The following is a 26,175-nucleotide window of genomic DNA, read 5'->3' as shown; positions in this document are numbered from 1 at the left end:
TCGCGATGTCAGGCAACGGGTAGCTGACCGACACCTTCAGCACCACTCGTGACGAGCGCTGCTGTTGTTTCTGGGCCGGAAACTACTGGGAGGCGTGGTGCGGTGGTGCCCTGGTGGAAACACACCGACTGGATCCGTTGTGCCCAGCCGGTGTGCTGGGACCGTAGGTCCTGGTAGAGCTCGAGCAGTGCCCGCCACTCGAGGACCTGCGACGGCGGGATGTAACACTCCGGCAGTCGGCCCGCCGCCAGCAGTTCGCGCAGCAGTTTCGCGTCGGCCTTGTCGGTCTTGGCCCGGCGTTTCGGGCCCCGCAACACCGACGTGTCGGCCGGCTCGGCCAGGTGCGCGGTCACGCCGGCCTTGTCCATTTCTTCGGCGATGTATCGCCAGCCGGTGCAGCCTTCCATCGCGAACTCCACCGAACCTGTCGTGGTCGGGTCGAACCGGGTCAGCCAGTCGGCCAGGTGTTCCCGGTCGGCCGGGGCGATCCGGCCGCGTTCCCACTTGTCGTTCTGCTCGTCGACCCAGTCGAATGTCAGCTGCTTCCGGTGGATGTCCAGGCCGCCTACGATTGCCATCGGGACCTCCTCAAGCTCCGTGACCATCGATGTCCAACGCAGAAATCTGCGTCTGAGCTGAGGAGGCCCCCCAAAACCGCCGGCCGTCAAGACCCCGAACGGCGTACACCTCAACTCAGCCCACCGACCGTGACCGGCCGATGCATGTCATCTCTCATGCCGCTCCGGGTGTGCTGGTGTTCATCGCTGCTGGTGGCACACGGTGAGGTATGGCTGCCTTTCCTGCTTCCGCGCCCTGTGCCGTCGCTTCCGATCAGCTCGTCGTGCGAGCCGCGGTGAGCACCACGCCCGGCTGACACCCCCACACCCGCAGAAATCAGGCAACCCCACCACAGGCCCCAATCGTCATTCCAACCCCGAACAATCACACCCGGAGCAAGCCGACCACGCGATCGGCGACTCCCGCACGCCCGCCGGATCACCCCATACAGAAATGATCAACACCAAACCAACACCGACTGCGTCGGTGGATCAAGGCTGAGGGGGCGGCGGCGCAGCAATGCGCCGTCGCTACCCGGCCGAGTCCGGCGCGTCGGACGCTGACGATCGTTACGTTACGTTGCGTTGCCACGGCTTGGCCGTGTCGGCAGAGTTTCGGCCTCGTTCGCCGACGCCCGGATCAGCGGCAGGCGGTACGGTTCGTGGCCCACGTCGCTCGGGTCATCTCATATTCGACCTCGCCCAGATCGGCTCCCGGAAGCGGGTCGTCCCAGGACGGGAAATATGTGCGCACGTACCGCATGCCGATCTTCTCCATGACGCCCCGAGAGCCCCTATTCACCGCCATGGTCTGAGCGATCACTCGGTTCTGTCCGACAGTCTCGAAGGCGTATCGCAACAGGACGCGCGATGCTTCGCTGGCAAGGCCCTGCCGCCAGTAGCGACGAACAAGCCGGTAGCCCAGGTCGGTGATCGTAGGGTCATCAGGTTGATCGGGACCGTGCGCCGGCGGAAGCATCATGAGCCCAACGAACTCACCGTCCTCCTCGTTCCGCGGCGCCGCCGAGCCAGGTACTGCCGAATCTGACCCGAACGCCATCCAGTAACCCAAGCCATCCACCACGCCGGCCAGCGCCATCCGCTGCGCGTGCGAGGCGACCACCTCGTCCCTGGACCGTGCCCGTCCCCAGATGTATCGCAGTACTTCCGGATCGGCATCGAGCCGCACCTCCAACTCCAGATGCCGATCCGCCAACGGGATTAGCAGCAACCGGTCGGTGCGCAGAATCGCTTGGGGCACCCGGCAACCATCACACAGCAACCGCAACTGGCGCGATGGGAATTCATCGGTGAGGGCATCCGGATTTGCCGCCGACCGTGCTCGTGGCACCCCGGCCGATCGTCACGCTGCGTACGGCCGGCACGGCTGCGGTGGACGCACGGTCATGCCGATGACAGGGCGCTCGATCATGCGGCGAAATGATGCCGCCGATCCACCGGGTAGAGCACTCGGAGTAGTTGGTCGATGGATTTAACAGCGCGTATTGAAGTGCGTTCCGTGACCGATATTGTGCTCGATGTGATGATCATGAAGTTGTCCGCTCTTCTTGGTGTGGTGATTGTCGGCGGCCTGAATCTGGAAGCGCCCGTGTAGATTGCGCGGCGTCAGGCATCGCGGAGCGGTTGCGGAGCAGTTCTGGCTGTGCCGATCCAGCCGGCGCCGGTCTTCAGTGGCCCGTTCGGGCCGCAGACGGTTGAGGCGTCACCGGTCCAGCACATCATGCAGTTCACCGGGAGTCCGACGTTGGCCGGCGCTGGCGTCATGCTGGTCACCAACCACCACATTTTGTCGACACACCTGGATGCGTTGTCGCACGCCGTGCAGGACGGTCAGGTGTATCCCGGCCGTCCGGTGAACGAGGCCATCACCATGGGCGGCGTCGTCCGAGGTTCGACCGCGTCTTTCGCCGCTGGGATCGTGACCCGGGGGATCCTGCTCGACCTCGCGGCCGACGGGCCGGTGCCTGTGGACCACGCGGTCACGTCGCAAGATCTCGAAGCCGCGGAGGAACGTTACGGCGTGCGGCTCGAGTCGGGTGACGCGCTCGTCGTACGGTTCGGGTGGGTGAAGACGCGCTACCGCGGCAATCCTATGCCGGGTATGAGCATCGATGCGGTGCGCTGGATGCACGCCCGCGGCATGTCCGTCTATGCCGGGGACCTCTCGGACTCCCATCCGTCGCTGGAGCCGGGCCGCCCTTCGGCGATGCACGGGGTGGGCCTGCCCCGGCTGGGCATGCCCTTGATCGACGCCGTGGACGCCGATGAACTCGCTGCCGTCTGTGAGGAACTCGGCCGCTACAGCTTTATGTTCGTCGCCGCGCCGCCGCGCATCCACGGGTTGACGGGAGTTCCCGTCAACCCAGTCGCGATCTTCTGACGAGCTCCAGCCGTAGCATTCCGCGCAGGAAACTACCGCGGGGTTGGTGCGCAGGTACTACGTAGCTCCACGGCACCGGCGACGGCTTCGCAGCCCTCGGCCGGCTCACCGGACGCAACCGCGGCCGTCATTCGAGACCGCTACCAACGAACCCGACGCACTCTCCGGCAATCAGTCCGACCGGCACACCGATTCGGCTCAAAGCACCGATGAGAATCGCGGAACCCGTCAAGGTCCGTCGTACTTCATCTCGAACGCCCATCCCGGGTCGGCCGGCAGCGCTCCGGCGGCGGCGCCACCGCGAGGGCAGCCAGGCGTAGCTGTTGAGGGCCAGCCCGAGCGAGCCAGAAGTGAAGGTCTTGCGTAACCGGGTGGTCGGCGGGGTATCCGGTCGCCGTGACAGGTCGGCGTTTCGTGCGGACGGGTGCGGCGGCCTGGCGGCGGCTGCGCCGCGTCGGCTGGCTGGACCACGTGGTGCGGGCCGGTCTGCGGTACGACACGGCCGACGGCGGACGGCTCGCCGCCGCCGTGACCTACTACTCGTTCTTTGCCACGTTCTCGCTCGGACTGCTCGGCGTCGCGGTCTTCGGGTTCATCCTGGACGACCCGGCGGTGCTGCGGTCGGTGGAACGGTACTTCGCCGAGAACCTGCCCCATGTCGACGTCCTGACGTTGCGCTCAGCCCGGAACACGGTCGGCGTCATCGCGTTCATCGGGTTGCCGATCGCGGGATGGTTCTGGGTCGACGTGTTGCGCTCGTCGATCCGCAAGATCTGGCAGCTGCCCGAGTACCCGGGCAAGCTGGTCGTCCGTGTGCTCGTCGATCTCGTCGTGCTGGCCGGACTGGGCATTCTGCTGGCCGCCTCGCTCGCCGTGGCCTTTGTGACCGCCGTGGCCGCGAACCGGTTGGTCGACGCCGCGGACACCGACACCGGCTCGTCGCGGTGGGTGCTGGCGACGGTCGGGCTCGTGCTGGGCCTCGGGGTGAACACGGTGCTGGCCGCCGGCATGCTCACCGGACTGCCCCGGGTGCGGATGCCGCTGCGCCGAGTGCTGGGACCGGCGCTGCTGGTCGCCGTGGGTCTGGAACTGCTCAAGACCCTCGGGCGGTTGTACGTGCAGCGCACCGAAGCCAATCCCACATATCACCTCGTCGCCGGGTCGGTCGGGCTGCTGGTGTTCCTCAACGCCGTCAATCAGCTCGTCCTGTTCGCGGCGGCGCTCACGGCGACGAGCACGACCGGCCGCCCGGCCGACCTCGCGTCCGAGGGCGGCGGCGAAACGCCGCCCGCGACGGCGTCCGGGAAGGCGACGTCCGGGCAGGCGGACCGGGTGGATCGATGACACGAGTGAAAGGCGCGGCCACGGCGGCCTCCAGCCAGGCGTCCGGGCCGGACGGCGGACGGGTCCCCGCCGGCGAGGTGCACGCCTGGCTGCCCGGCACCAACCAGACCGTCTGCGGTCTGGCGTTGAGTCGTACCCGGCTGCTTCGTTTTCCGCACGTGCCGTTCGACTTCCGAGCCACCGATGTGCTGACCGCCGAGGACGAGATCGGCTACCTCTGCCCGCGCTGCGTGGCGGCGGCCACGCCACGCGACGCCCGGCGGTGGAAACGGGAGTCGCCGCGCCGGCCAAGGTGACCGTCCTAGTGAGGCGCCTGCGCTTGAAACCGTTTAATCCGGTCTCGCGCGGGGACGCGGGGGCTATGGAACGAGGGAACAGCAAGCACAGCCCGCGCGTCGACGAGCAGATGAACCAGGAGGTGCTCGCCGCCGTTCAGGGCAGCACCGAAGCCCGGGCCGAGGAGTGGAAGATGGCCGAGCCGTCAGCGCGCACATCGCCGCGTACGACCGGATCAAGCAAGCCGTACGCTCCGAAACCGACCGCCCGCACGCGCTGCGCCAAGCCATCATGTCGTGCCGCAGCGGCGGCGTGGTCTCGGTGATCGGCGTCTACGGCGGCCTGCTCGACAAGTTCCCCGCCGGCGCCTGGATGAACCAGTCACCGACCCTGCGCACCGGGCAGTGCCACGTCCAGCGCTACATGAAACCCCTGCTGCAACGCATCGAACGCGGCGAGCTCGACCCGACCCGGATCATCACCCATACCCTGCCGCTCGACCAGGCCGAACACGGCTTCGACATCTTCAAGAACAAGCAGGACAACTGCGAGAAGGTCGTCCTCAAACCCTGACCGTCACACGCGTCCGGCCACCGCTACCTCTGCGGTGGCCGGACGCTGCGTTGCTGGTCAGCCGATCTTCAGGAGAAGCCCGGCGAGCTCGTCCGGGACGGTGATCATGCAGTCGTGGCCGCTGTGCAGCTCCCACACCCGGTCGGTGTCCGGCGCCGGGCGCCGGGTGATGCCCTCGATCTCGTGGCCGACGCAGTGGATGTGGGTGCGCGGGATCGTTGCCACGGCCGGGTCGTCCAGACGCACCGGCTGCTCGTAGGCGAGCGCCGGCTCGTCGACCAGCATCGTGCGCAGCCAGGCGACGTCGTCCGGGTCGGTGACCCCGAACAGGCCCAGCGGGGCCGGCCACTCGGGCATCGGCGGGACCCGCCACGGCGCCTCGGACGCCGCGGCCTGGTCGAGCAGGACGCGCGTGATCGGCATGACGTCGGTCGCGGTCTCGCCGTCGGCCGGGACCATCGCGTCGAGGTAGACCAGGTGGCCGATGCGGCCGGGGACCCGGTTGGCGGCGGCCGAGATGACCAGCCCGGCGTAGCTGTGCCCGACGAGGATCACATCGGTCAGGTCCTCGGCGACGATCAGGCCGGCCACGTCGTCGACGTACGTCTCGAGGCCCACCTCCGGGCTCAGCAGGTGCGCGGTGTCGCCGTGGCCGGTCAGCGACGGCGCGAGGACCCGGTGCCCGGCCGCGGCCAGCAGCGGCGTCACCCGGTCCCAGGCCCGGCCGCTGTGCCACGCGCCGTGGACCAGCAGGTATGTGCTCATGAGACTTCCTCTGGCATGATGGAGAAGCGGGACGTTGTCCCGTTTGACGATACGGGACAGTGTCCCGTTTAAGGACGGGGTGTGGTGGGCGACACCGGGAAGCCGAAGCGTGCCGACGCACGACGCAACGAGCAGGCCCTGCTCGACGCGGCCGCCGCGGTCTTCGTCCGGTCCGGCGTCGAGGCGCCGATCCGCGACATCGCCGCCGAGGCCGGCGTCGGGACGGCCACGATCTACCGGCACTTCCCGGCCCGGGCCGACCTGATCGTCGCCGTCTACCGGCATCAGGTCGAGGAACTGGCCCAGGAGGGTCCCGCGCTCTTGGTGAGCTGCGCTTCGCCGTACGCGGCCCTGCAGAAGTGGTTCGATCAGTTCACCGGCTTCGTCGTGACGAAACTCGGGCTCGCCGCGGTGCTGCAGTCCGACGACCCCTGCTACGACCCGCTGCACTCCTACTTCCTCGAGCGGCTCGAACCCGTCTGTGCCCGGCTGCTCACGGCCGCCGCCGACGCGGGCGAGATCCGCGCCGGCCAGGACCCGGTCGAGCTGATGCGCGGCGTGGGCGGCCTCTGCGCCGGCGGCAACCGACCCCGGTACGACGCCCGCCGGCTGGTCGGGCTGCTGATCGCCGGCCTGCGGACCGGGATCGCGTAGGTTCGTCGTACCCTCTCGTGAACCCTGGCTGTCCCGGCACGTCGAGAGGGCATGACACCGTTCGCTGAAGAGCTCGCCGGCCACCTGCACCGGGAGCAGATCGACTCCGTGCTGCTGCGGGGAAATCCGCTCGGTGACCCGCATGTGCGGCCGCTGTGGGTCTATACACCGCCCGGCTACGACACGTCGGGCGACCGGCGTTACCCGGCCGTCTTCGTGCTGCAGGGCTACGCCGGGCAGGTGACGATGTGGGCCAACCGGACGCCGTTCCGGCCGACGGTCACCGAGGCGGTCGACGGTGTCTTCGCCCGGGGTGAGGCACCCGGGTGCGTGGTCGTGTTCGTCGACGCGTGGACGGCGTACGGGGGATCGCAGTTCGTCGACTCGCCCGGCATCGGCGCCTACCACTCGTACCTGTGCGACGAGGTCGTGCCGTGGGTCGATCAGCATTTCCGGACGATTGCGGCGCCGTCCGGGCGGGCCGTCGCCGGGAAGTCGTCCGGCGGCTTCGGCGCGATGATCACTCCGATGCTGCGGCCGGACCTGTTCGGCGCACTGGCCACGCATGCCGGCGACACCCTGTACGAGCACAGTTACATCGGCGAGTTCGGCAAGGCCGCGCGGGCGCTGCGGGAGTACGACCACGACATCCAGAAGTGGTGGGCCGACTTCCACGACCGGCCGGCGCTGTCCAAGGAGCACGACATCCCGCTGCTGCTGGCCCTCGGGTGCTCGGCCGCCTACTCGGCGGATCCGGACGGCACCCCGCGGCTGCCCTTCGACCCGAGTTCGGGCGAGCTGATCCCGGAGCTGTGGGACCGGTGGCTGGCCTGGGACCCGGTCCGGATGATCGACCGGTATGCCGACGCGCTGCGTTCCCAGCGGGCGATCTGGATCGACGCCGGCACCCGCGACGAGTGGTACCTGGACCTCGGCGCCACTGCCTTCCGCGACGGCCTGGAGCGCATCGGCGTCGAGGCCGACCGCGTCCACTTCGAGCTTTTCCCGGCCGGCCACGGCGCCATCGACTACCGCTACCCGCAGGCGATCGCCTGGCTGGCACAGCGCCTGGCGGCCTGAGCGGCGGCCCGGCGGCGACGCCTGGCCGCCCGGCCCGCGGCGGTTGCGGCCGTCGCGCGTCGACGGCTATGCGTAGCTGAGCCGGCCCCCGCGCGACCGGGGACCGGCTCGTGCACCCGGTGGATCAGATTCGGCCGGCGGTCTTCTCGGCCGGCGTCAGCTCGACCTGCGGCGGAGCGTCGGGGGCAACCATGCGAGGCAGCGCCTGGTCGAAGTAGGCGGCCAGCGTCGGGCTCGGTAGGACGCGGTAGAACGGCGGCAACGCCAGCACGCCCATCAGCGTGCCCCACTCCGCGGCGCGGGTGCGCTGATTCGGGGTGCCGTGGTGGTTCGGGCTGTCGAAGTTGCAGTCGCCGATGTTGCCGAACGCCTCGATGAAGTGCTTGATGCGGATCCACCGCATGGTCGCGCCGCGTCTGTGGGCCAGGAAGTACGAGCTGAAGGAGTCGGCCATCAGCTCGGTACGCCGGGTCGCCTCCGGAGCGGGCAGGTCGCTGTCGCGCAGGCCTTGCTGGTACTGGATGTGGTGGCCGAACTCGTGGCCGAGGATGGCCTGCGGCGCCACGTCGCCCAGGCCGACGCTCCGGAAGCCGGCCAGCACCCCGTCACCCACGACGATCTTGTCGGTGGGCAGACCGACGCCGGGGACCTCCACACCCTCCGGGGAGTACGCGAACGCGTTGAACGTGAAGATGGGCGCGTCGCCGTTGTCGTAGACGGGCAGCCCGGCCAGCTCACGGACCGCCTCCGCCGCTTCCCGCGCCTCCTCCGGAGACGAGCCGAACACCACCTGCAGCACGCGCGCCGTCCGGGTCGTGTCGAGCATGGCGTTGCCGTGTGCCGGCAACATCTCGATGCCGGACGCATCGATGTCCCAGAACCCTTTCAGGGCCGGGAAGGTGCGCCGCAACACCGTCGTGTCCTCGCCGTCGAGCCCGAAGAAGCGCTGGTGCTCGGGCTCCGGGAAGAACAGCGCGTCGTACATCGGGGTGTTGAAGAGAAGCAGAATCGAAGCACCGAGCCGGTCCTCGTCGGTCCAGCCGGCGATGGTCGTGGCGAGCCAGTCCTCGAGCGGGGTGGACCCGCATTCATCATCGTCGGGGTTCAGGACGGCCTGTGCCACGTCGGACAGGTCGTCGTCGATGCCGAGCCGGCGATCGAAGGCGGCTATCCGTTGTTCGTAATCGGCGGGCAGCAGGTGCTCGAGGTGGGCGATCAGCTCCTGTGGCCGGTCGGCCGGTGCGGCCTGCGCGGGCGCGGACAGGCCGAGGACCGCGACGGCCGCGGCGAGAGGCAGGGCGAGATATTTACGCATGAGCTGAGGCTCGCGAAAGCATGGTCCTATGTCGCCAGCATATCGATCGATCTGTGGCGCCTCCGATGGTACGAAAGTGCCGGGAACAGGACCGGGCCACCCCCGTATTACATGGCCCGGGCCCGTCCGCGGTTCCTCCGTATCGCCTTCCGGTGGCCGGCTCGACCATCGTGACAGTGAGTGTGGTCCCGTACCGTTAATGAAATGTTGTCGCCGAGGCCGGCGGATGTGAGGCTGGTCCGCGGAAAGCGTCGGCCTGCCGTCGCGTGTGCGTTCGAGGACGGGAGATCGCGGTGGAGGTCCGCCTGCTGGGCCCGGTGGAGATCTGGGCCGCCGGCCGGTCGGTCGAGCTCGGTCCACCGCAGCGACGGCACACCCTGGCGGCCCTGGCGGTCGACGCGGGTCGCCCGGTCACCATCGAGACGCTGGTCGCGCGGGTGTGGGACGAACCGCCGCCGACGGCAGCCCGGGTCCTGCAGGTGCACATCACACACCTTCGGCGGGTGCTGGCCTCGGCCGCGGGCACGCCACCGGCCCATCTGCTGCGCCGCTCCAGCGGCTACGTGCTCGATCTCGCGCCCGAACGGGTCGACGCCCACCGGTTCGCCGACCACATCCGCCGCGCCCGCGACGCCGACCCGTCCACCGCGCTGACCCTGCTCCGCACGGCCCGCGGCTGGTGGCGGGGCGAGCCGCTCGAGGGGCTGACCGGGCGATGGGTGGAAAGCTGCCGTTATGCGTACGGGGAGCAGCACCTCGCCGCTTCGGTGGCTTGGGGCCTCGTCGAGCTGCGCGCCGGTAACCCGCTCGCGGTGCTCGGACCGCTGGCCGAGCTCGCGGGTGATCACCCGCTGACGGAGCCGTTGGCCGACGTGGTGATTCGGGCCTACGCGACCGCCGGTCGGCCGGCCGACGCGCTGGCGTACTACGCCGAGTTCCGCCGCCGGCTCGCCGACGAGCTGGGCGTCGACCCCAGCGCCACGCTGCAGGCCCTCCACCAGGCCATCCTGCGCGGGGAACCGGTGGCGCCGCGGGAGGCGGCCGAGGTGGCGGCCCCCGTTGTCGTGCCGGCCCAGCTGCCGGCGGATGTTCCGGGCTTCGCCGGCCGTACCTTGGCGCTGCACACCCTGGACAATCTGCTCGCCGAGAAGGAGCTGGCCGTCGCGGTGGTGTCCGGCACCGCCGGGGTGGGCAAGACCGCCCTGGCCGTGCACTGGTCCCACGCGGTGCGGTCCCGCTTCCCGGACGGCCAGATCTTCATGAGCCTGCGCGGCTTCGACCCCACCGGACGGGTCGTCTCCCCGCAGGAGGCGCTCCGCGGGCTGCTCGACGCGCTCGGCGTCGCACCCGAGCGCGTGCCGGCCACGCTCGACGCGCAGGTGGCCCTGTACCGCAGCGTGGTGGCCGGTCGGCGGTTACTCATGGTGCTGGACAACGCGCGCGACGTCGAGCAGGTCCGCCCGTTGCTACCGGGTACGGCCAGCGTTGTCGTCGTGGTGACCAGCCGGGCTCAGCTCACCGGGCTGCTGGCCGCCGGCGCGTCCTCCGTACCTCTGGGCCTGCTGTCCCGGGTGGAGGCCGAGGAGCTGCTGACCAATCGGCTCGGCCCGGGGGTCGTCGCGCAGCGTGATGCTCTCGATCAGGTCATCACCGCGTGTGCCCGGCTGCCGCTGGCGTTGAGCATCGCTGTGGCCCGTACCCGGCAGACGAATTTTCCGCTGAGCGCGCTCGCCGCCGAGCTCGGTGAGGCCAGTGACCGGCTGACCGCGTTGGAGGTCGGCGATCCGGCCGGTGACGTCCGGGCGGTGCTCTCCTGGTCGTACGCGGCCCTGAGCGATGCCGCCGCCGGCTTGTTCCGGCTGCTCGGGCTGGCCGTCGGACCCGAGATCGACGTCCCGGCGCTGGCGAGCCTGGCCGGGCGGGACATTCGCGCGCCCGTGCGCGAGCTGGCCCGGGCCAGCCTGGTGACCGAGCACGCGCCCGGCCGCTTCAGCCTGCACGACCTGCTGCGCGAGTACGCCGCCGAACTCGCCCGGCGCGACGATGCGGAGGATGCCCGCCGGTCGGCCACGGTCCGCCTGCTCGACCACTACACGCACACCGCGTACGCAGCGGATCGCCTGCTCAACCCGGCCCGCGAACCCATCGCGCTGCCGCTCGGCGAGCCGGCCGACGGCGCGCGCCCGGAGCGGCTCGAGGACCTCGCCGCCGCGATGGCCTGGCACGGCGAACACCATGCCGTCCTGCTGGCCGCGTTACGGCAGGCCGCCGCGACGGGGCTCGACCGGCCGGCCTGGCAGCTCGCCTGGTCGCTGGACACCTATTCGTCGCGGAAGGGCCACCTGCACGATCAGCTCGAGGCCTGGCAGACCGCCATCGAGTGCGCCGGCCGCCTCGGCGAGCCGCGGGCGAGCGCGTACGGGCACCGCAACCTGTCCCAGGCCGACACCAAGCTCGGCCGCTACGTCGAGGCCGACGACAACCTGAAGCGCGCGCTGGAGCTCTTCACGACCGCGGGCGACCACATCGGCCAGGCGCGCACCCAGCACCACCTCGCGTGGCTGTGGGGTCAGCAGGAGCAGCCGGCGATCGCCCTCGACCACGCCCGGCAGTCCTTGGCGCTCTTCGCCGGCACCGACGACCGAGCCGGCCAGGCCGAGGCGCTGAACGCGATCGGGTGGTACCACGCGATGCTCGGCGAGTTCGAGCACACCTTGTCGCACTGCCGGCAGGCGCTGGAGATCTTCGAGGCGGACGGCGACCTGCACGGCGCCACCAGCACCTGGGACAGCCTCGGATACGCCCACCACCACCTCGGCCACCACACCGAGGCCATCGACTGCTACCAGCGCGGCATCACGTTGGCCCGCACCCTGGACCACGACTACTTCGTTGCCGAACTGCTGGCACACCTCGGTGACACCCACCTCGCGGCCGGGCAGCCCGCCGAGGCGCGCCTCGCGTGGACGGAGGCGGAACGACTGCTGACGGCGCTCGACCACCTGAGCGTCTCCGGTGTCCGGGAGTCGCTGCGCCGGCTCGACGACCGGGTCGGCGCACCCGACCACAGGTTGAAAATCAGCGGCTGACGTTCTCGCCAGGCTCATGGCATCGCCTCGACCAGGAGCTCGTAGGTGCGGATGCGGTCGGCGAGGTCGGGCGCGAGCGTGTTGACGACGACCTCCTCGACGCCGTGCGCGGCCGCGAGCTCGGTGAGGCGTACGCCGACCTCGGCCGGGTCACCCACCACGATCGCCCCCGCGTCGTGAGCCGCGTGGATCCGCTCGGCTGCCGTCCAGGGGTGCCGGTCGGCTTCTCCCTCGCACGGCAACGGCTCGTTGGCGCCCAGATCCTTGCGGGCCCGCCACAGCAGATAGTCCGCGGCCAGCACGCCGGCCCGGCGACCGTTGGGGCTGACGAAGACCCGGACGGCCAGCGTGGGCCGCCGCACCGACCGGGCGGTGTAGGCGGCCAGGGCCGGACCGGCGGCGGCAGGGCTGAGGAAGTGGCCGAAGCAGTAGTCGATGCCCTGCTCGCCGGCCAGTTCGGCGGCGACGGTGCCGCTGCCCAGCAGCCACAACGCGGGCCCGCTGCCCGAAGACCGGCCGGCACGTAGCTGAGCCAGCGTCCGCCGCAGCAGGTCCACCTTGGCCGGAAAGGTGGCGGCCGGTCCGCCGGCCCGCCCGATGCCCAGGTCGACGCGTCCTGGATGCAGGTCGGCCAGCAGATGGAACGTCTCGGCGACGTGGGCCGGGTCGTGCCGGGGCAGCAGGACGCCGCCGGTGCCGATCCGCATCTGCTTCGTGTTCTCCAGCAGCGTGGCGGCCAGCACGACCGGGGCGGCGCCGGCGAAGGTCGCGCTGTTGTGATGTTCGGCCACCCAGAACCGGCGGTAGCCGAGGTCGTCGACGGCACGGGCGAGCCGCACCGTGTCCCGTACCGCCCGGGCGGTGTCCCGATCGTGCGCGACCGGCGATTGGTCCAGGACGGACAGGGCGACACTCACGAGTGGATCTCCGACCGGCCGCGGGCGGTGACCGGCACTATCCGGAAGTCGCGCTGGAACAGCGTCGGAGCCTGGGTCGCGGCGTCCTCCGCGGAGAAGACGTTGAACGGCCAATCCTTGACGGTGACGCCCCGCAGGTGCGGGTGGTGAAAACCCTGCCCGTAGTGCGCGATGAGGGCCAACGGAGGAAGGCCGGTGGCGCGCTGCTCGGGCCAGCTCACGGTCCACTGTGCGATCAGGCCGCCCGGGTCGCTCCGCAGGCCGGTTGCGGCGATCTCCCCGGTGCCGAGCAGCAGATGACGGTTGACCTCCTCCAGGACCCCGGCGGCCACCGGGTCGAGATGTCGCACCGCGGCGGCGAAGAGTGTCTCCTTGCCCGCCCGGTCGGTGGCGGTGCCGTGGGTGCCGTCGCGCAGATCGGCGAAGTGGCGCACGAGCGCGTCGAACGGGTTCATGTCACCCTTCCTTGCTGGAGGACGCCGGCGAGGGCGTGGCCGAGAAAGACGCGCAGTGAGGGCCCAGGCGCGAGAAAGGCGCCGTGGGCGGTGCCGGGCAGTTCGCGATAGTGCACGGGCACGCCGGCGTCGGCCAGGCGCTGCCGGTAGCCGCGGACGTCGTCGAGGACCGGGTCGAGGGCGCCGACGGCAAGTACGGCCGGGGCCACGCCGGTCAGGTCGGCCGCCTCCGCCGGCGTGCTGTAGAGAGCCGGGAAGCGGTCGTGAGCCGGAGTGCCGCCGAGCCCGGAGGAGACGTGCGGGCCGGCGCCGCGGTAGGCGCTCCAGGCCGCGTGCTGCCGTCGGCGGCCGCGGCCTCCTGCGCAAAGGAGAGGACGGTCAGCACGTCCAGCAGCGCGGCCGGGTGCCGGTGGGTGGGCGCCAGGCGGTAGTCGACGCTGACCACGGTCACGCCGGCCACCCCGGCGAGCTCGGCGCAGGCGTGATGCCACGCCCGCGCCGAGCCGCCGCGCCAGCTACCACCGTGGGCCCAGACCAGCCACCCGGCGCGTTCCCCAGGGGGCTCCAGAACGCGGACGGGCACGGCGACCGGATGGCCTGGGACCCGGATCCGGCGGGTGTGCGGGGTGATCCCGCGGCCGGAGTGGGGTGCTGTCGGCATCGGAGAGCGCTACTCGACCGGCGCGGTCACAGCGCGCGACCGTGGCGCGCTCAGGAAGATGGCCACGGCGATGGCGGTGAGCACGCAGAGGGCGGTGTTCACCCCGATCGCGGTGCGAACGGCGGTGAGGATCGTGTCGGCGTTCTCGGCGTTCCTCGAGGCGACGACCGCGCCGACGACCGCGGACATCACCGGGATGCCGAGGGTGATGCCCACCTGCTGACTCATCGTGGCCAGGCCGGCGGCCAGGCCCTGCTCCTCGTCGGGCAACCCTGAGGTGGCGGTGACCATGAATCCGACGATGGCCACCAGGTTGGCCACACCGCCGACAAACGTGGCGACCAGCAGCAGCGGCATCCACGTCTGGGAGTGGCCGAGGAAGGCGAGCACCAGCGTCGCGACGGCCTGCACGGTCATGCCGAGGGCCAGCGCCCGTGGCGGGTGGCCGAGCCGCCCGATCACCTTGGGCCCGAGGATGCCGCCCAGGACGGTGCCGAGGCCGAGCACCGCGAACGAGAGGCCGGCGGTGAGCGGCGAGAATCCGAGGACCTCCTGCAGGTAGAGGGTGAGCAGGAAGACGAGGGACGTCTCGGTGGCGAAGGCGAGCGCTCCGGCGATGTTGCCCCACGCGACGCTGCGGCGGCGCATGATGCGTACCGGAACCAGCGGCGCCGCCACCCGCTTCTCGACGTTCCAGAAGACGAGCAGGAGCAGGGCGCCGGCCAGCAGCGCGCCCCAGGCCCGCGGATCGCCCCAGCCGTGCTCGCCGGCGCTGGTCAGCCCGAACACCAGAGCGAGCAGACCGCCGGTGACCGTGATCGCGCCGGGCAGGTCGAGCCGGGGCCGCTCGTCCGGACGGCTCTCGGTCATGACGGCCGGGGTGACCGCCAGCACGGCCACCGCGACGACGACGTTGATGAAGAACGCCCATCGCCAGCTCAGCAGGTCGGTGACGACGCCGCCGAGAATCGCGCCGGTGGTGAATCCGGCCGCCATCAGCGCGCCGTTGAGCCCGAGGGCCCGTTCGCGCCGCGGACCCTCGGGGAACGACGTGGTCAGCAGCGACAGCGCCGCCGGGGTGACGATGGCCGTGGCCAGGCCCTGCGCGGCCCGGGCGGTGAGCAGCATGGCCGGGTTCGTGGCCAGGCCGCCGGCCAGCGAGGAGACGCCGAGCAGGGCGATGCCGATCAGGAACATCCGGCGCCGGCCGAAGATGTCGGCGACGCGGCCGAACAGCAGCGTGAACCCGGCCGCGCACAGGGCGAACGCGGTGGCGATCCACTGCAGGTCGGACAGCCCGAATCCGACCTCGGCGCCGATCACCGGCAGGGCGACGTTGAGGATGGAGAAGTCCACCGCGAGGGTGAAGCTCGCCGTCAGCAGGACGGCGAGGACGAGCCGGTCACGGCCGCTCGTCGCGGCCCCGGCCTGATCGGTGGTGACCTCGGAAACCGAGTCCGTGCGGGTCATCGGGAGCGACCTCCGCTGGGTTACAGGTGTGTCGTGATGGGGCGTATGGACGCAGCCATCACCCTGACCTGGGTCTGGAACGCCAGCCAGTCCTCTGTTCCGGCTACTCAGCGCGAGAGTGGTACTGACAAGGACAGGCAACCGGCGATCGCGGTGGGCAAGATGGGGGTCATGCAGAGTGACCACGGGGGCCGCAGCGAGCTGGCCGACTTCTTACGGAGCCGGCGCGCGCGACTCCGTCCGGAGGATGTCGGGCTGGTCTCGCACGGGCCCCGGCGGGTGCCGGGGTTGCGGCGGGAGGAACTCGCCCAGCTGGCCGGGGTCAGCCCGATCTACTACACCCGGCTCGAGCAGGGGCAGAGCTCGAACGCGTCCGATTCGGTGATCGAAGCGATCGCCCGGGCGCTGGCGCTCGACGACGACGAGCGCGCCTACCTGCACGAGCTGGCCCGCCCGCGCCCGGCGAAGAGGCGCCGGCAGCGGGCCGACGCCGCCCGGCCCGGTGTCGTGCAGCTGATCACGGCGATGCGCGACGTCCCGGCCCTCGTGCTGGGCCGGCACAGCGAGGTCCTGGCCTGGAACGACCTCGGGCATCTGCTGTTCGCCGGGCACCACGACCGCACCTCGCCCCGTCGCCCCGCCGACCGGCCGAACCTGACCAGGATGTTGTTCCTGGATCCGCATTCCCGGGAGCTCTACCGGCGCTGGGATGAGGAGGCGAGCCGCGCGGCGGCCTCGCTGCGGGTGGCCGCCGGCCGGTTCTCCGACGACGCGGCCATGACCGCGCTGGTCGGCGAGCTGATCGTGAAGAGTCCGGAATTCGCCGCGTGCTGGGCCAAGCACCCGGTGCAGGTGTGCGGGGCGGGGAGGAAATACCTCCATCACCCGGTCGTCGGTGACCTCGAGCTCGACTACGAGGCGCTGCACCTGCCCGAGGACGACGGGCACCGGCTGCTCACGTACACCCCGGTGGCCGGATCGAGCAGCGAGGCCGCATTGCGCCTGCTCCGCGCGTCCGCCGAACCGGAACGCCCGGACGCGTCGTCCAGTACCGCACAGAAGAGGGCGGGCTCGCCCGAGAGCGGTGGCGTGTCCGAGAGGCCGGGCACGCGCACCAGGGGCTGACTTCCGGCCCGGCGATCGCTACGGGCCGTCTTCCGGGCCTGCGGGCCGGTCGAGATGATCGCGGCCGACGTGACCGATCCGGCGACCGCCCGGCCGCGCCGTTTCATCGGGTCCTCGATCGGCACGGCCGGTTGGGCGGGCTGGTCAACGGGGCAGGCGGCCGGCAATCCAGCTCCGGTTTCCTCGAGATCTCCGACCAGCAGGGGGGATCGACGTTCGCCGTCAATCCGCATGCGGCCGTCCGCATGTCCCGGGCCGCACTTCCGCCGCTGCGCAGTGATGGCAGCATCATGCGCTTGACCAGCGAGGCAGCGCGTTTTCGGGTTTCCTCGATTTCTGATTATTCCGCCGCGAAAACCGCGATGCTCGCCCTTTCGAAGGGACTCGCCGCTGAGTTTCGACCGAGTGGTGTCCGTTCGCCGGTGACGAGGCAGGTGACCGGCGCGGAATGGCCGATCGCCGGCGGAGCACTACGCCAGATCTGATCAGGCCGTTCACGAAACGACAATTGTTACGGCGTCGCCCGCACCCGGAAGGACCGCAGCCGACGCCGCTCATTCATCTATGAAATCTTCGTTTCGCGCGTACAACGGGCCGGGGTCCGGCCATTCACCTGTGGAGTTTGTCACCATCAATCACGGTGTATTTTCATTGACCGAAGTTGATGGGCTCTGTCAATGTCGGGGTTGTTCGATCGACGGGGGAATCGACAAAATCGGCAATCGCAGCGACCGTGGTCGCATCATTTGCCGCGATCTTCACTCGTCGTATTTTCGGGCGTTTCCCGTGGACGATGTGGTCATCGGGTGGCGCCTTCGAGAAACCACCCACCGACGAGGATGAACACAATGATCGAATCCAATCGGCGCGGTTTCCTGGCCGGAGCGGCCACCCTCGGTGTGGCCACCGCCGGCGCCATGGCGGCGGGCCCGGCAGCGGCCACCGCCGCGGCCGCACCGGCCCGCGGTGACGTGATCACCCCGGACGACCCGCGGTACGGCTCCCTGACCACCGGCAACAACCAGCGTTTCGCCGCCCGCCCCGACTACATCAAGATGATCCGGTCGACCGCCGACGCCGTCGCCGCCGTGCAGGCCGCGGTGGACGCAGGCAGGCGCATCTCGGTGCGCAGCGGCGGTCACTGCTTCTCCGACTTCGTCTGCAACAGCGAGGTCGAGGCCATCCTGGACCTGTCCGAGCTGGTCGGTGTCGGCTACGACCCGGGTCTGCGGGCGTTCTACGTCGAGCCCGGCGCACGCCTGATGAACGTCTACGAGCAGCTCTACAAGGGCTGGGGCGTGACCATCCCGGGCGGCATCTGCTACAGCGTCGGCGCCGGCGGGCACATCGCCGGCGGCGGGTACGGCCTGCTGTCCCGGGCGCACGGCCTCGTCGTCGATCACCTCTACGCCGTGGAGGTCGTGGTCGTCGACCGGGCCGGGAGGGCCCGGGCGGTCCGGGCCACCCGGGAGGCGGACGATCCGAACCGGGATCTGTGGTGGGCGCACTCCGGGGGCGGGGGCGGCAACTTCGGCGTCGTCACCCGGTACTGGTTCCGGTCGCCCGGCGCGACCGGGGGGAAGCCGTCCGATCAGCTCATCGCCGCGCCGTCCGACGTGCTGGTCAGCGCGGTGGAGTTCCCCTGGGACCAGCTCGACGAGGGTTCGTTCGTACGCCTGGTCCACAACTTCGGTCAGTGGCACGCGGCCCACAGCTCGCCGGACTCGCCGTACGTCGCCTTGAGCAGTCTTTTCAACGTCAGCCATCGGGCGCACGGCAGTCTCGGCATGTTCACCCAGGTCGACGCCGGCGTCCCGGGCGCGGCCGACCTGCTCGACTCCTATCTCGCCGCCATCACCGCCGGTGTCGACGTGACCCCGCGGCCGGCGGTGCGGCCGATGGGGGAACTGCCCGCCCTGCCCGGTCTGGCCCAGCCGCGGCGGCTGCCCTGGATCCAGGCGACCCGGCTGGTCGGCACGAACAATCCGACGATCACCAATCCCACGTCGCGCGGTGTGCACAAGTCGGCGTACATGAGAAGGAACTTCACCGACGCACAGATCCGCACCCTCCACAAGCACATGACCGGCGACGACTTCCACAATCCGGACACCATGCTGGTCCTGTTCTCGTTCGGCGGCAAGGTCAACGACGTCGCCGCCGACGCGACCGCGAACGCCCAGCGCGATTCGATCTTCAAGATGTGCTTCCAGACCTTCTGGGCCGACGCCGAGGACGACGACATCCACGTCGGCTGGGCGCGTGGCATCTACGAGGACGTCTTCGCCAGCACCGGCGGTGTGCCGGCGCCGGGTGACAGCTACGACGGCTGCTACATCAACTATCCCGACAACGATGTCGCCGACCCGGCGCACAACCGATCAGGCGTCGCCTGGCCGCTGCTTTACTACCGCGGCAACTATCCCCGCCTGCAACGGGTGAAGCGGCGCTGGGACCCACGGGACACCTTCCGCCACGCCCTCTCCATCCGGCCGTGAGGAGAAGGCCGTGAGGAGAAGGCCGTGAGGAGAAGGCCGTGAGGAGAAGGCCGTGAGACAGAGGCCCTTGCACACCAGGAACAACCCCGATCCAACCGGAGAAGGCCCCATGCCCAAGTCCATTGCCGTCATCCTCGGCACCCGGCCCGAGGCCATCAAGATGGCGCCCGTGATCCGTGCGCTGCAAGACGATTCGCGATTCATGCCGCTGGTCGTCTCGACCGGCCAGCACCGGCAGATGCTCGACGAGACGCTGGCCGTGTTCGGCATCACGCCGGACGTGGACCTCGACATCATGGCCCCGAGGCAGACATTGTCCGAGGTCACATACCGGATCATCGAGGGTCTGGTCGGTCTTCTCCCGCGGCTTACACCAGACGCCGTCATGGTGCACGGTGACACCGCGACCACGCTGGCCGGCGCGATCGGCGGATTCCAGCACCATGTGCCGGTCATCCACGTCGAGGCGGGCTTACGGAGCGGCAACGTGCACTCGCCGTTCCCCGAGGAGTCCAACCGCCGGCTGGTCGGGCAGATCGCCGCGCTCCATCTGGCGCCGACCTCCGGCAACGCCGCCAACCTGATCCGTGAGGGCGTGGACGAGTCGACCATCGTCGTCACCGGCAACACCGTCATCGACGCCTTGCGCTGGGCGTCGACGCGGCCGGAGGATGACGCCCGCGACCGGTTCGCCGACCTGGGCGGCGGCTGGACGGTGCTGGCCTCGGCCCACCGGCGCGAGTCCTGGGGCGAACCGATGCCGGAGATCGCTCACGCCCTCTGCGACCTGGCCGACCGCCCCGACGTGCGGGTCGTGGTGCCGCTGCACCGCAACCCGGTGGTCCGCGACGCGATGCTACCGATCATCGGGCCGCACCCGCGCATCACGGTCGTCGACCCGTTGCCGTACCTCGACTTCTGCCGGTTGATGCGACTGTCCGACATCATTCTGTCGGACAGCAGCGGCGCCGAGGAGGAGGGGCCGTCGCTCGGCAAACCCACGCTGGTGCTGCGCGACATCACGGAGCGGCCCGAGGCGGTACGCGCCGGGACGGCCCGCCTCGTCGGGCGTACCCGGGCCGGCATCGTCGGTGAGGTCACCCGCCTCCTCGACGATCCCGCGGCCTACAGCCGGATGGCCGAAGCCACCAACCCGTACGGCGACGGGTACGCGACCGAGCGCGTGCTCGACGCGACCGCGCACTTCTTCGGGCTGGGCCTGGCCACCGCGCCGTTCATCCCCGGCCTTCGCCGTGCCGCTCCGGGCGCGGCCGCCCCCTCGCTGGTGACCGCGGCATGAACCCTGCGAGAAGGAGCGACGTGCCATGACCTATCCGGAACCGAAGTTCACTCCCGAGATCGTCGCCGAGCAGCTGCGCGACGGCTACTGGATCGAGGCCGCCGACGTCGACGGCGACGGCCGCGCCGACCTCATCGGATGCGGCCTGACGCTGGGCGAGATCGCCTGGTACCGCAACGACGACTGGCAGCGGAACCTCGCCGTCTCCAAGGTGCGGATGCCGGTCGGCCTGGACGTCGCCGACATCACCGGCACCGGCACACCGGACATCGTCGCCTGCTACGAGCTCTACGGCGAAGGCGGCACCATCCACCACCCGAACGCGTCCGGCGGGAAGATCGACTGGCTGGAGCACCCCGGCGATGGCCTGGCGGCGGGCGTGCCGTGGGCCCGGCACTACGTCGGCAACACGGTCGGGATGCACCGGCTGCGGATCGGGCACTTCACCCGTACGGATCGGTGGGAGATCGTCGGTCTGCCGATCGTCGCCATGGAGGGCGTGCACGCGCTGCTGCCGGTGGTCATGTTCACCCAGCCGGGCGATCCGCGCGCCGCGGAGCAGTGGCCGATGACCGTCATCGACGACACCCACTTCCGCATGATCCACGGCGCCATCCGCAAGGCGGGGCTGATCCCCGGGTCCGACCTGGACTCGCTGCTGCTCGCCTCGGACGAGGGCGTGACCTGGCTGTACTACGACACCACGACGGCGAGCTGGCAACGTCACCTGATCGGCGCCGGCGAGCTCGGCGTCTTCGAGAGGACCGGGTTCAAGGGCAGCGGCGACGTCGACGCCGGGCGCATCGGCGACAACCCGATGGCCTACGTCGCCGCGATCGAGCCATACCACGGCAACAGCGTCGTGGTGTACGTGCCGGACAGTGCCGCCGCGGGCGAGACGCCGGGCTGGCGTCGCGTGCTGCTCGACATCTTCGGGGAGCCGAACGAGAACGGTGAGGGCACCGGCCACTCGGTGCTGTGCGCCGACTTCGACGGCGACGGCGACGACGAGTTCCTGATCGGACTGCGCGGTCCGGCGCCGTGGCAGGGCGTGATGCTCTACAAGGCCGTCGACGCCGCGAACGGCGCCTTCCTCAAGTGGCGGGTCTCGAGTGAATCGGCCGCCCGCGTGGTCGCCGCCGACTTCAACGGCGACGGGACGCTCGACTTCGCCTCGATCGCCTACAAGGTGCCGCACTACTACGAGGCGCAGGACGCCAAGCTCATGGTCTTCCGCAACGAGCTCGGCAAGCCGCAGCAGCGCTGATCCGGCCGGCGCGGGCTCCTGGTCCCCGGAGCCCGCGCCGGCCCCGGGAGCGACAAGCGTGAGGAGAAGGACACGTGCCATCCATCAACCAGGTCAGACCCCTTGCGTTCTCCGGCCGCCACGTGCGGGCCGAGATCGCCACCGACGTCAAAGGCCTGCCGTTGCCCGGCCGGACAATCGTCGTCAACCTCGACACCACCCCCGCCTTCCTCGCCAACGAGCCGCGCACACCCATCCCGGCGCTCTCGTCCACCATCGCGGTCGGCGCCACGCTCGAACAGGCTGCCGCCGTCGTGCTGCTCCGGGCCGACGCCGACCGGTCCGCCGCCGGCATCATCGACGAGCCGGGCTGGCAGCACTTCTCCGACATCGCCGGCGAGACCGTCTTCCCGCGGAGCACCTCGCTGTTCCGCTCGCCGCAGGCCGGCGCCGGTGTCGCTCGCCTGGACCCGGCCGCGCTGCTCGGCGCCGCACAGCCGGCCGGCCGGGAACGCACTTTCGCGATCCGGCTGATGCTCTGGTTCTCCGCGGCGGGCACCGACTGCGGCATCCACAACAGGCACGACTTCATCGAGACCCACGCCCAAATTCTCGGGTACGGGCGGATGCAGAAATTCACCGAGCCGGACACGGTGTCGCTCTACGAGGACATCCTGATGAGTCCCGGGTACGCGACGCCGGTCCCGTTCTGCGCGACCGGCCCGGACGACACCTTCGTCTATCCGTGGCACCAGTACCGGGCCGACACCGACTGCGTCTGGCTCGCCGTCGAATACCACCTGACCGACTGACGTCGAGGGGACACACCATGCCGCCGGCTCTTCTGGCCCTGGCAATCAGCGCGTTCGGCATCGGCACGACCGAATTCGTCATCATGGGACTGCTGCCCGAGGTGTCCGCCGACCTCGACATCAGCATCCCCGTCGCCGGAACCCTCGTTTCCGGGTACGCCCTGGGCGTCGTCGTGGGCGCGCCGATCCTCGCCCTCGCGGCGACCCGGGTGAACCGGCGCCGCGCCCTGGTCGGCCTGATGCTGCTCTTCGTCGCGGGCAACCTGCTGTCCGCGGTCGCGCCGACGTACGCGGTGCTGATGTCCGGCCGCATCGTGGCGGCGCTCTGCCACGGCGCCTTCTTCGGGATCGGCTCGGTGCTCGCCGCCGACCTGGTGGCCGTGGAGCGCCGGGCCAGCGCCATCGCGCTCATGTTCAGCGGGCTGACCCTGGCCAACGTGCTCGGCGTGCCGTTCGGCACCGCGCTCGGACAGCATTTCGGCTGGCGATCCACCTTCTGGGCGGTGACCGTGCTCGGCCTGATGAGCCTGGCCGGGCTGCTGGCGTTCGTGCCGGCCGAGGCCGTCCGCGCCCGTGAGACCGTACGCTCCCAGCTCGTCCCGCTCCGCCGCCTCGACGTCTGGCTCGCCCTAGCCACCACGGTTCTCGGCTTCGGCGGGCTGTTCGCCTCGTTCACCTATGTGGCGCCCATGATGACCGACGTGGCCGGGTTCTCGGCCGGAGCGGTGACCTGGCTGCTTGTCCTGTTCGGCGCCGGGCTGTGTGCCGGCAACGCCATCGGCGGCCGGTTCGCCGACCGGTCGCCGGCCACCACCCTGGTCGTGCTGCTGCTCCTGCTCACGGCGGTGCTGACCGTTTTCCGGTTCACCGCGGCCGGACCGGCCGGCGCGGCAATCACCCTGTTCCTGCTCGGCGTCATCGGCTTCGCCACCGTGCCCGGCCTGCAGATGCGCGTCATCGAGGAAGCCGGCGGCAGCACCACGCTCGCGGCCGCGGTGAACATCGCCGCCTTCAACCTGGGCAACGCGATCGGCGCGTACCTCGGCGGTCTGGTCATCGACGCCGGGTTCGGTTACGCCGCACCCAATCTGGCCGGTGCCGCCTTGGCCGCCGGAGGCCTGGCCCTCGCCAGCGTCGGCGCCGCCCGACGGGCCCGGTCCTCCCCGATCCGCCTCGCCGCGGCCGACGCCTGACTCTCGCGATTCCGCTGACCTTCGCCAACCTGGAGGCAATTCGTCATGTCCCCATCCGAGAAGAGACCCGCGCGACTGCCGTCCCTGACCGGGCTGCGATTCTTCGCGGCGCTGCTGGTCTTCTGCTTCCACATCACCCTGGCCAACTCGCCCATCCCGCCCAACAAGGCCATCAACCCGTTCGCCGATCCGGGCGTCGCCGACACCACGGCCTGGCTGTTCAGCAAGGCCGGCTACGTCGGCGTCTCGTTCTTCTTCGTCCTCAGCGGATTCGTGCTCACCTGGTCGTCGCGGCCGGGCGAGCGGGTGCGCAGCTTCTGGCGCCGGCGGGTCCTCAAGATCTTCCCCAACCACCTGGTGATGTGGGCCGCCGCCATGCTGCTGTTCGCCGCGGCGATCACACCGTGGCAGTCGTGGCTGCCCAACATCTTCCTGATCCATTCGTTCTTCCCCCAGGACGTCACGTACGTCGGGGTCAATCCGCCGAGCTGGACCCTCTGTTCCGAGCTGTTGTTCTATCTGGCCTTTCCTTTCCTCATCGGTCCGATGCGCCGCATCCCGGTCCGGCGGCTGTGGTGGTGGATGACCGCCGCTGTCGCCGCGATGGTCGTGGTCGAGCTCATCACCCAGTTCCTGATCGCGGACACCCCCCGCTCGCCCATCACGCCGGTGTCCACGCTCCAGTTCTGGTTCGGCTACATCTTCCCGCCGTCGCGCATCTGGGAGTTCCTCATCGGTGTGCTGCTCGCGCGCATCATCCATGCCGGTGTCTGGCCTCGGGTGCGGATCTCGCACGCGCTGCTGCTGATGGTGCTCGGGTACGCCGCGGCGCTGGTCGTGCCATTCCTGTACGGCTTCACGGTGGCCACCATTCTGCCGATCGTCGCGCTGATCGGCGCCGTCGCCACCACCGACCTCAACGGCACGCCGACCTGGCTGGCCCGGCCGTACGCCCGCTGGCTGGGCGAGATCTCCTTCGGTTTCTACCTGTGCCAGGGCGTCACCGTGTTCTACATCCGGCGCCTGCTCGGTCACGAGGCCGGATTCGGCACACCGCTGGCGATCGCCGTCATCGCGATGTTCCTCGCCATCACGCTGGTCGGTGGCTGGCTGCTCTACTCATTGGTCGAGCGCCCGGTCATGAACCGGTGGAGTCGTCCCCGGCGCCGCGAGGGCGCGCCTGTCGTGACACCGGTGCCCGAGCCCACCACGGCCTGACCGGAGGGTCCGCGTGGAGGACCGGACACCGCTTCGGCCCTCCACGCGCCCTTACGGCCGGCTCCTAGCCGAAGATCGAGGCGGCCCACTCCGGGTGGTCGATGAACGGGTTGCGGTTGTGCTGGTAGCCGGCGTAGATGACCTCGTTGCGGTTGCGCTCGAAGGCGTCCGGCGGGTCCTGGGCGTTCCAGGTCAGGAGGGCGGACAGCCGGCCCAGCCGGGGCGCGGTGCCGCCGCTGGTGGCGTTGTCCACCTCGAGGTCGGGCCAGGAGTCGCCGCCCTCGTAGCGGACCGCCATGTAGAAGATCATCCGGGCCACGTCGCCCTTGACCGCGGCGCGGGGCTCCCACGAGTCGGCGTCGGTGCGGTTGCCGGGCGCGTCGGCGACCGCGGTCCCGCCGTTGTCGAAGTCCTTGTTGTCGCGTTCGGAGTTGACGTGTACGTCCTCCGGGCGCAGATGGTGCAGGTCGGTGCCGGGGCCGTTGGCGGTGCCGAAGTCGCCGTGAGACTTCGCCCAGACGTGTTCGCGGTTCCAGTCGCCCGGGTCGCCGCCGTTCAGCGACTTCGACCGGCTGGTCCCGGAGTAGAGCAGGATCACGTTCGAGGAGTTCGCCGGGTCCTGGTCGGTGACCTTGAGCGCGTTCCACACCCCGTCGTAGGACAGCGTGGTCACCCCGCTGGAGATGATGCCGTGCAACGCGGTCTTCAGCGCCTCCCCGGTCCGGCCGGCCGCGGCCGCGTAGTAGCCGCCGGGGTCGCTCGGCGGCGGGGTGGAGCCGCCGCCCGTCATCGCGGTCGGGGACTTCAGGCCGGGGTGCGAGAAGTACCCGGTCAGCGTGCCGGTCACGGTGACGACGCCGCCGACCAGACCGGGGTTGCTCTGCAGGCCGAAGGCGCTCCGGTACGCGCTGGTGATCTGCACGTACAGCATGTCGCCGGTATCGGTCTCGCCGCTGCGGTCGGCGATCGCGAGGGCGGTGTCGCCGGTGAAGTTCCGGAACAGCACCGTGTTGGCGGCGGTCGGTTGGCCGACGATGTACCCCCGGACCGTCCCGGTGCCGCTCTGGTTGCTGATCGCCTGCGCCACGGTCAGCGGTTCGGCCGCCGTCAGCACCGTGCCGCGGCCGCCGAGCACCGTGCCGAGCAGGGCGAGAACGGCGACGAGGGCCGGCATCGTGACGGCCGTGAGACGTCGGCGCGGGTTCCGAGCGGACATGAGCTCTCCG

The 26,175-nt window shown here is 70.3% G+C and carries 25 protein-coding genes; 15 read left to right on the top strand and 10 right to left on the bottom strand.

All coding sequences use genetic code 11. From position 1 onward, the window contains the following. Positions 1-8: 8 nt before the first annotated feature. Together AB0O15_RS37650 and AB0O15_RS37645 are read right to left on the bottom strand one after the other, a co-directional pair. Positions 9-578, bottom strand: a complete 570-nt coding sequence (locus tag AB0O15_RS37650) for a transposase (RefSeq protein WP_364329322.1) — start codon at positions 576-578, stop codon at positions 9-11. Between the two features lie 619 nt (positions 579-1,197). After that, complete coding sequence (locus AB0O15_RS37645; RefSeq protein WP_364329319.1) at positions 1,198-1,818, bottom strand: GNAT family N-acetyltransferase; 621 nt, start codon at positions 1,816-1,818, stop codon at positions 1,198-1,200. Positions 1,819-2,220: 402 nt separating this feature from the next. On the opposite strand from AB0O15_RS37645, the gene AB0O15_RS37640 reads away from it, so the two are divergent. The 4 genes from AB0O15_RS37640 (at position 2,221) to AB0O15_RS37625 (ending at position 5,151) form a co-directional block, all read left to right on the top strand. After that, positions 2,221-2,958, top strand: coding sequence for a cyclase family protein (locus tag AB0O15_RS37640; protein WP_364329316.1), 738 nt, complete (start codon positions 2,221-2,223; stop codon positions 2,956-2,958). A 396-nt stretch (positions 2,959-3,354) separates the two neighbouring features. Beyond that, positions 3,355-4,302, top strand: coding sequence for a YhjD/YihY/BrkB family envelope integrity protein (locus AB0O15_RS37635; protein ID WP_364329313.1), 948 nt, complete (start codon positions 3,355-3,357; stop codon positions 4,300-4,302). Further along, on the top strand, positions 4,299-4,598 hold the full coding sequence (locus AB0O15_RS37630; RefSeq protein ID WP_364329310.1) for a hypothetical protein: 300 nt from the start codon (positions 4,299-4,301) through the stop codon (positions 4,596-4,598). Before AB0O15_RS37635 ends, AB0O15_RS37630 begins: the two co-directional genes overlap by 4 nt. 166 nt (positions 4,599-4,764) lie before the next feature. Next, the gene (locus tag AB0O15_RS37625) at positions 4,765-5,151 is read left to right on the top strand and encodes a hypothetical protein (RefSeq protein WP_364329307.1); all 387 of its coding nucleotides are present in this window, start codon (positions 4,765-4,767) and stop codon (positions 5,149-5,151) included. 57 nt (positions 5,152-5,208) lie between these two features. On the opposite strand, the gene AB0O15_RS37620 is transcribed toward AB0O15_RS37625, so the two are convergent. Next, positions 5,209-5,916 (bottom strand): alpha/beta hydrolase, encoded by a 708-nt coding sequence (locus AB0O15_RS37620; protein WP_364329304.1) that lies wholly within the window; start codon positions 5,914-5,916, stop codon positions 5,209-5,211. A gap of 84 nt (positions 5,917-6,000) precedes the next feature. Between AB0O15_RS37620 and AB0O15_RS37615 the strand changes: the two genes are divergently transcribed. Continuing rightward, the gene (locus AB0O15_RS37615; protein ID WP_364329301.1) at positions 6,001-6,570 is read left to right on the top strand and encodes a TetR/AcrR family transcriptional regulator; all 570 of its coding nucleotides are present in this window, start codon (positions 6,001-6,003) and stop codon (positions 6,568-6,570) included. Positions 6,571-6,621: 51 nt separating this feature from the next. After that, positions 6,622-7,650, top strand: coding sequence for an alpha/beta hydrolase-fold protein (locus AB0O15_RS37610; protein WP_364329298.1), 1,029 nt, complete (start codon positions 6,622-6,624; stop codon positions 7,648-7,650). 124 nt (positions 7,651-7,774) lie between these two features. On the opposite strand, the gene AB0O15_RS37605 is transcribed toward AB0O15_RS37610, so the two are convergent. Continuing rightward, a complete protein-coding gene (locus tag AB0O15_RS37605) occupies positions 7,775-8,965 on the bottom strand; it encodes a hypothetical protein (protein WP_364329295.1) in 1,191 nt (396 codons plus the stop codon). A 293-nt stretch (positions 8,966-9,258) separates the two neighbouring features. On the opposite strand from AB0O15_RS37605, the gene AB0O15_RS37600 reads away from it, so the two are divergent. Further along, positions 9,259-12,054 (top strand): BTAD domain-containing putative transcriptional regulator, encoded by a 2,796-nt coding sequence (locus tag AB0O15_RS37600; RefSeq protein ID WP_364329292.1) that lies wholly within the window; start codon positions 9,259-9,261, stop codon positions 12,052-12,054. A 14-nt stretch (positions 12,055-12,068) separates the two neighbouring features. Here AB0O15_RS37600 and AB0O15_RS37595 read toward each other — a convergent pair whose 3' ends face one another. The 5 genes from AB0O15_RS37595 to AB0O15_RS37575 are packed head-to-tail and all read right to left on the bottom strand — an operon-like array spanning position 12,069 to position 15,557. Then, on the bottom strand, positions 12,069-12,971 hold the full coding sequence (locus tag AB0O15_RS37595; protein ID WP_364329289.1) for an MsnO8 family LLM class oxidoreductase: 903 nt from the start codon (positions 12,969-12,971) through the stop codon (positions 12,069-12,071). Continuing rightward, positions 12,968-13,426, bottom strand: coding sequence for a hypothetical protein (locus AB0O15_RS37590; RefSeq protein WP_364329286.1), 459 nt, complete (start codon positions 13,424-13,426; stop codon positions 12,968-12,970). Before AB0O15_RS37590 ends, AB0O15_RS37595 begins: the two co-directional genes overlap by 4 nt. Continuing rightward, entirely contained in the window at positions 13,423-13,635 is a 213-nt protein-coding gene (locus tag AB0O15_RS37585; protein ID WP_364329283.1) for an alpha/beta hydrolase fold domain-containing protein, read from the bottom strand. The genes AB0O15_RS37590 and AB0O15_RS37585 overlap by 4 nt, the downstream gene beginning before the upstream one ends. Positions 13,636-13,640: 5 nt before the next feature. Beyond that, positions 13,641-14,087 carry an alpha/beta hydrolase fold domain-containing protein gene (locus AB0O15_RS37580; RefSeq protein WP_364329280.1) on the bottom strand — a complete coding sequence of 149 codons (447 nt, stop codon included), beginning with the start codon at positions 14,085-14,087 and terminating at the stop codon, positions 13,641-13,643. Between the two features lie 9 nt (positions 14,088-14,096). Further along, positions 14,097-15,557 carry an MFS transporter gene (locus tag AB0O15_RS37575; protein WP_364329277.1) on the bottom strand — a complete coding sequence of 487 codons (1,461 nt, stop codon included), beginning with the start codon at positions 15,555-15,557 and terminating at the stop codon, positions 14,097-14,099. A 171-nt stretch (positions 15,558-15,728) separates the two neighbouring features. On the opposite strand from AB0O15_RS37575, the gene AB0O15_RS37570 reads away from it, so the two are divergent. The 8 genes from AB0O15_RS37570 (at position 15,729) to AB0O15_RS37535 (ending at position 24,949) form a co-directional block, all read left to right on the top strand. Further along, a complete protein-coding gene (locus tag AB0O15_RS37570) occupies positions 15,729-16,682 on the top strand; it encodes a helix-turn-helix transcriptional regulator (RefSeq protein ID WP_364329274.1) in 954 nt (317 codons plus the stop codon). Then, the gene (locus AB0O15_RS37565) at positions 16,679-17,167 is read left to right on the top strand and encodes an SDR family NAD(P)-dependent oxidoreductase (RefSeq protein WP_364329337.1); all 489 of its coding nucleotides are present in this window, start codon (positions 16,679-16,681) and stop codon (positions 17,165-17,167) included. Before AB0O15_RS37570 ends, AB0O15_RS37565 begins: the two co-directional genes overlap by 4 nt. Before the next feature lie 363 nt (positions 17,168-17,530). Continuing rightward, positions 17,531-19,180, top strand: a complete 1,650-nt coding sequence (locus tag AB0O15_RS37560; RefSeq protein WP_364329271.1) for an FAD-binding protein — start codon at positions 17,531-17,533, stop codon at positions 19,178-19,180. Between the two features lie 109 nt (positions 19,181-19,289). Next, positions 19,290-20,480 (top strand): UDP-N-acetylglucosamine 2-epimerase (non-hydrolyzing), encoded by a 1,191-nt coding sequence (wecB, locus tag AB0O15_RS37555; protein ID WP_364329268.1) that lies wholly within the window; start codon positions 19,290-19,292, stop codon positions 20,478-20,480. A gap of 25 nt (positions 20,481-20,505) precedes the next feature. Then, the gene (locus tag AB0O15_RS37550; RefSeq protein WP_364329265.1) at positions 20,506-21,747 is read left to right on the top strand and encodes a VCBS repeat-containing protein; all 1,242 of its coding nucleotides are present in this window, start codon (positions 20,506-20,508) and stop codon (positions 21,745-21,747) included. Between the two features lie 74 nt (positions 21,748-21,821). After that, positions 21,822-22,538: a hypothetical protein gene (locus tag AB0O15_RS37545; protein WP_364329262.1), complete on the top strand. Its 717-nt coding sequence runs from the start codon at positions 21,822-21,824 to the stop codon at positions 22,536-22,538. A gap of 17 nt (positions 22,539-22,555) precedes the next feature. Beyond that, positions 22,556-23,731 (top strand): MFS transporter, encoded by a 1,176-nt coding sequence (locus AB0O15_RS37540; protein ID WP_364329260.1) that lies wholly within the window; start codon positions 22,556-22,558, stop codon positions 23,729-23,731. 45 nt (positions 23,732-23,776) lie between these two features. Continuing rightward, positions 23,777-24,949 (top strand): acyltransferase, encoded by a 1,173-nt coding sequence (locus AB0O15_RS37535; protein ID WP_364329257.1) that lies wholly within the window; start codon positions 23,777-23,779, stop codon positions 24,947-24,949. 64 nt (positions 24,950-25,013) lie between these two features. Here the strand turns inward: AB0O15_RS37535 and AB0O15_RS37530 are convergent, their stop codons facing one another. Then, a complete protein-coding gene (locus AB0O15_RS37530) occupies positions 25,014-26,165 on the bottom strand; it encodes an endonuclease (RefSeq protein ID WP_364329254.1) in 1,152 nt (383 codons plus the stop codon). Between the last annotated feature and the right edge of the window lie 10 nt (positions 26,166-26,175).

The organism is Actinoplanes sp. NPDC089786, assembly GCF_040684855.1.
In the GTDB taxonomy this organism is placed as follows: domain Bacteria; phylum Actinomycetota; class Actinomycetes; order Mycobacteriales; family Micromonosporaceae; genus Actinoplanes.
Note: the sequence above shows the minus strand (reverse complement) of the source record. Positions and strands in the feature narration are given on the sequence as shown.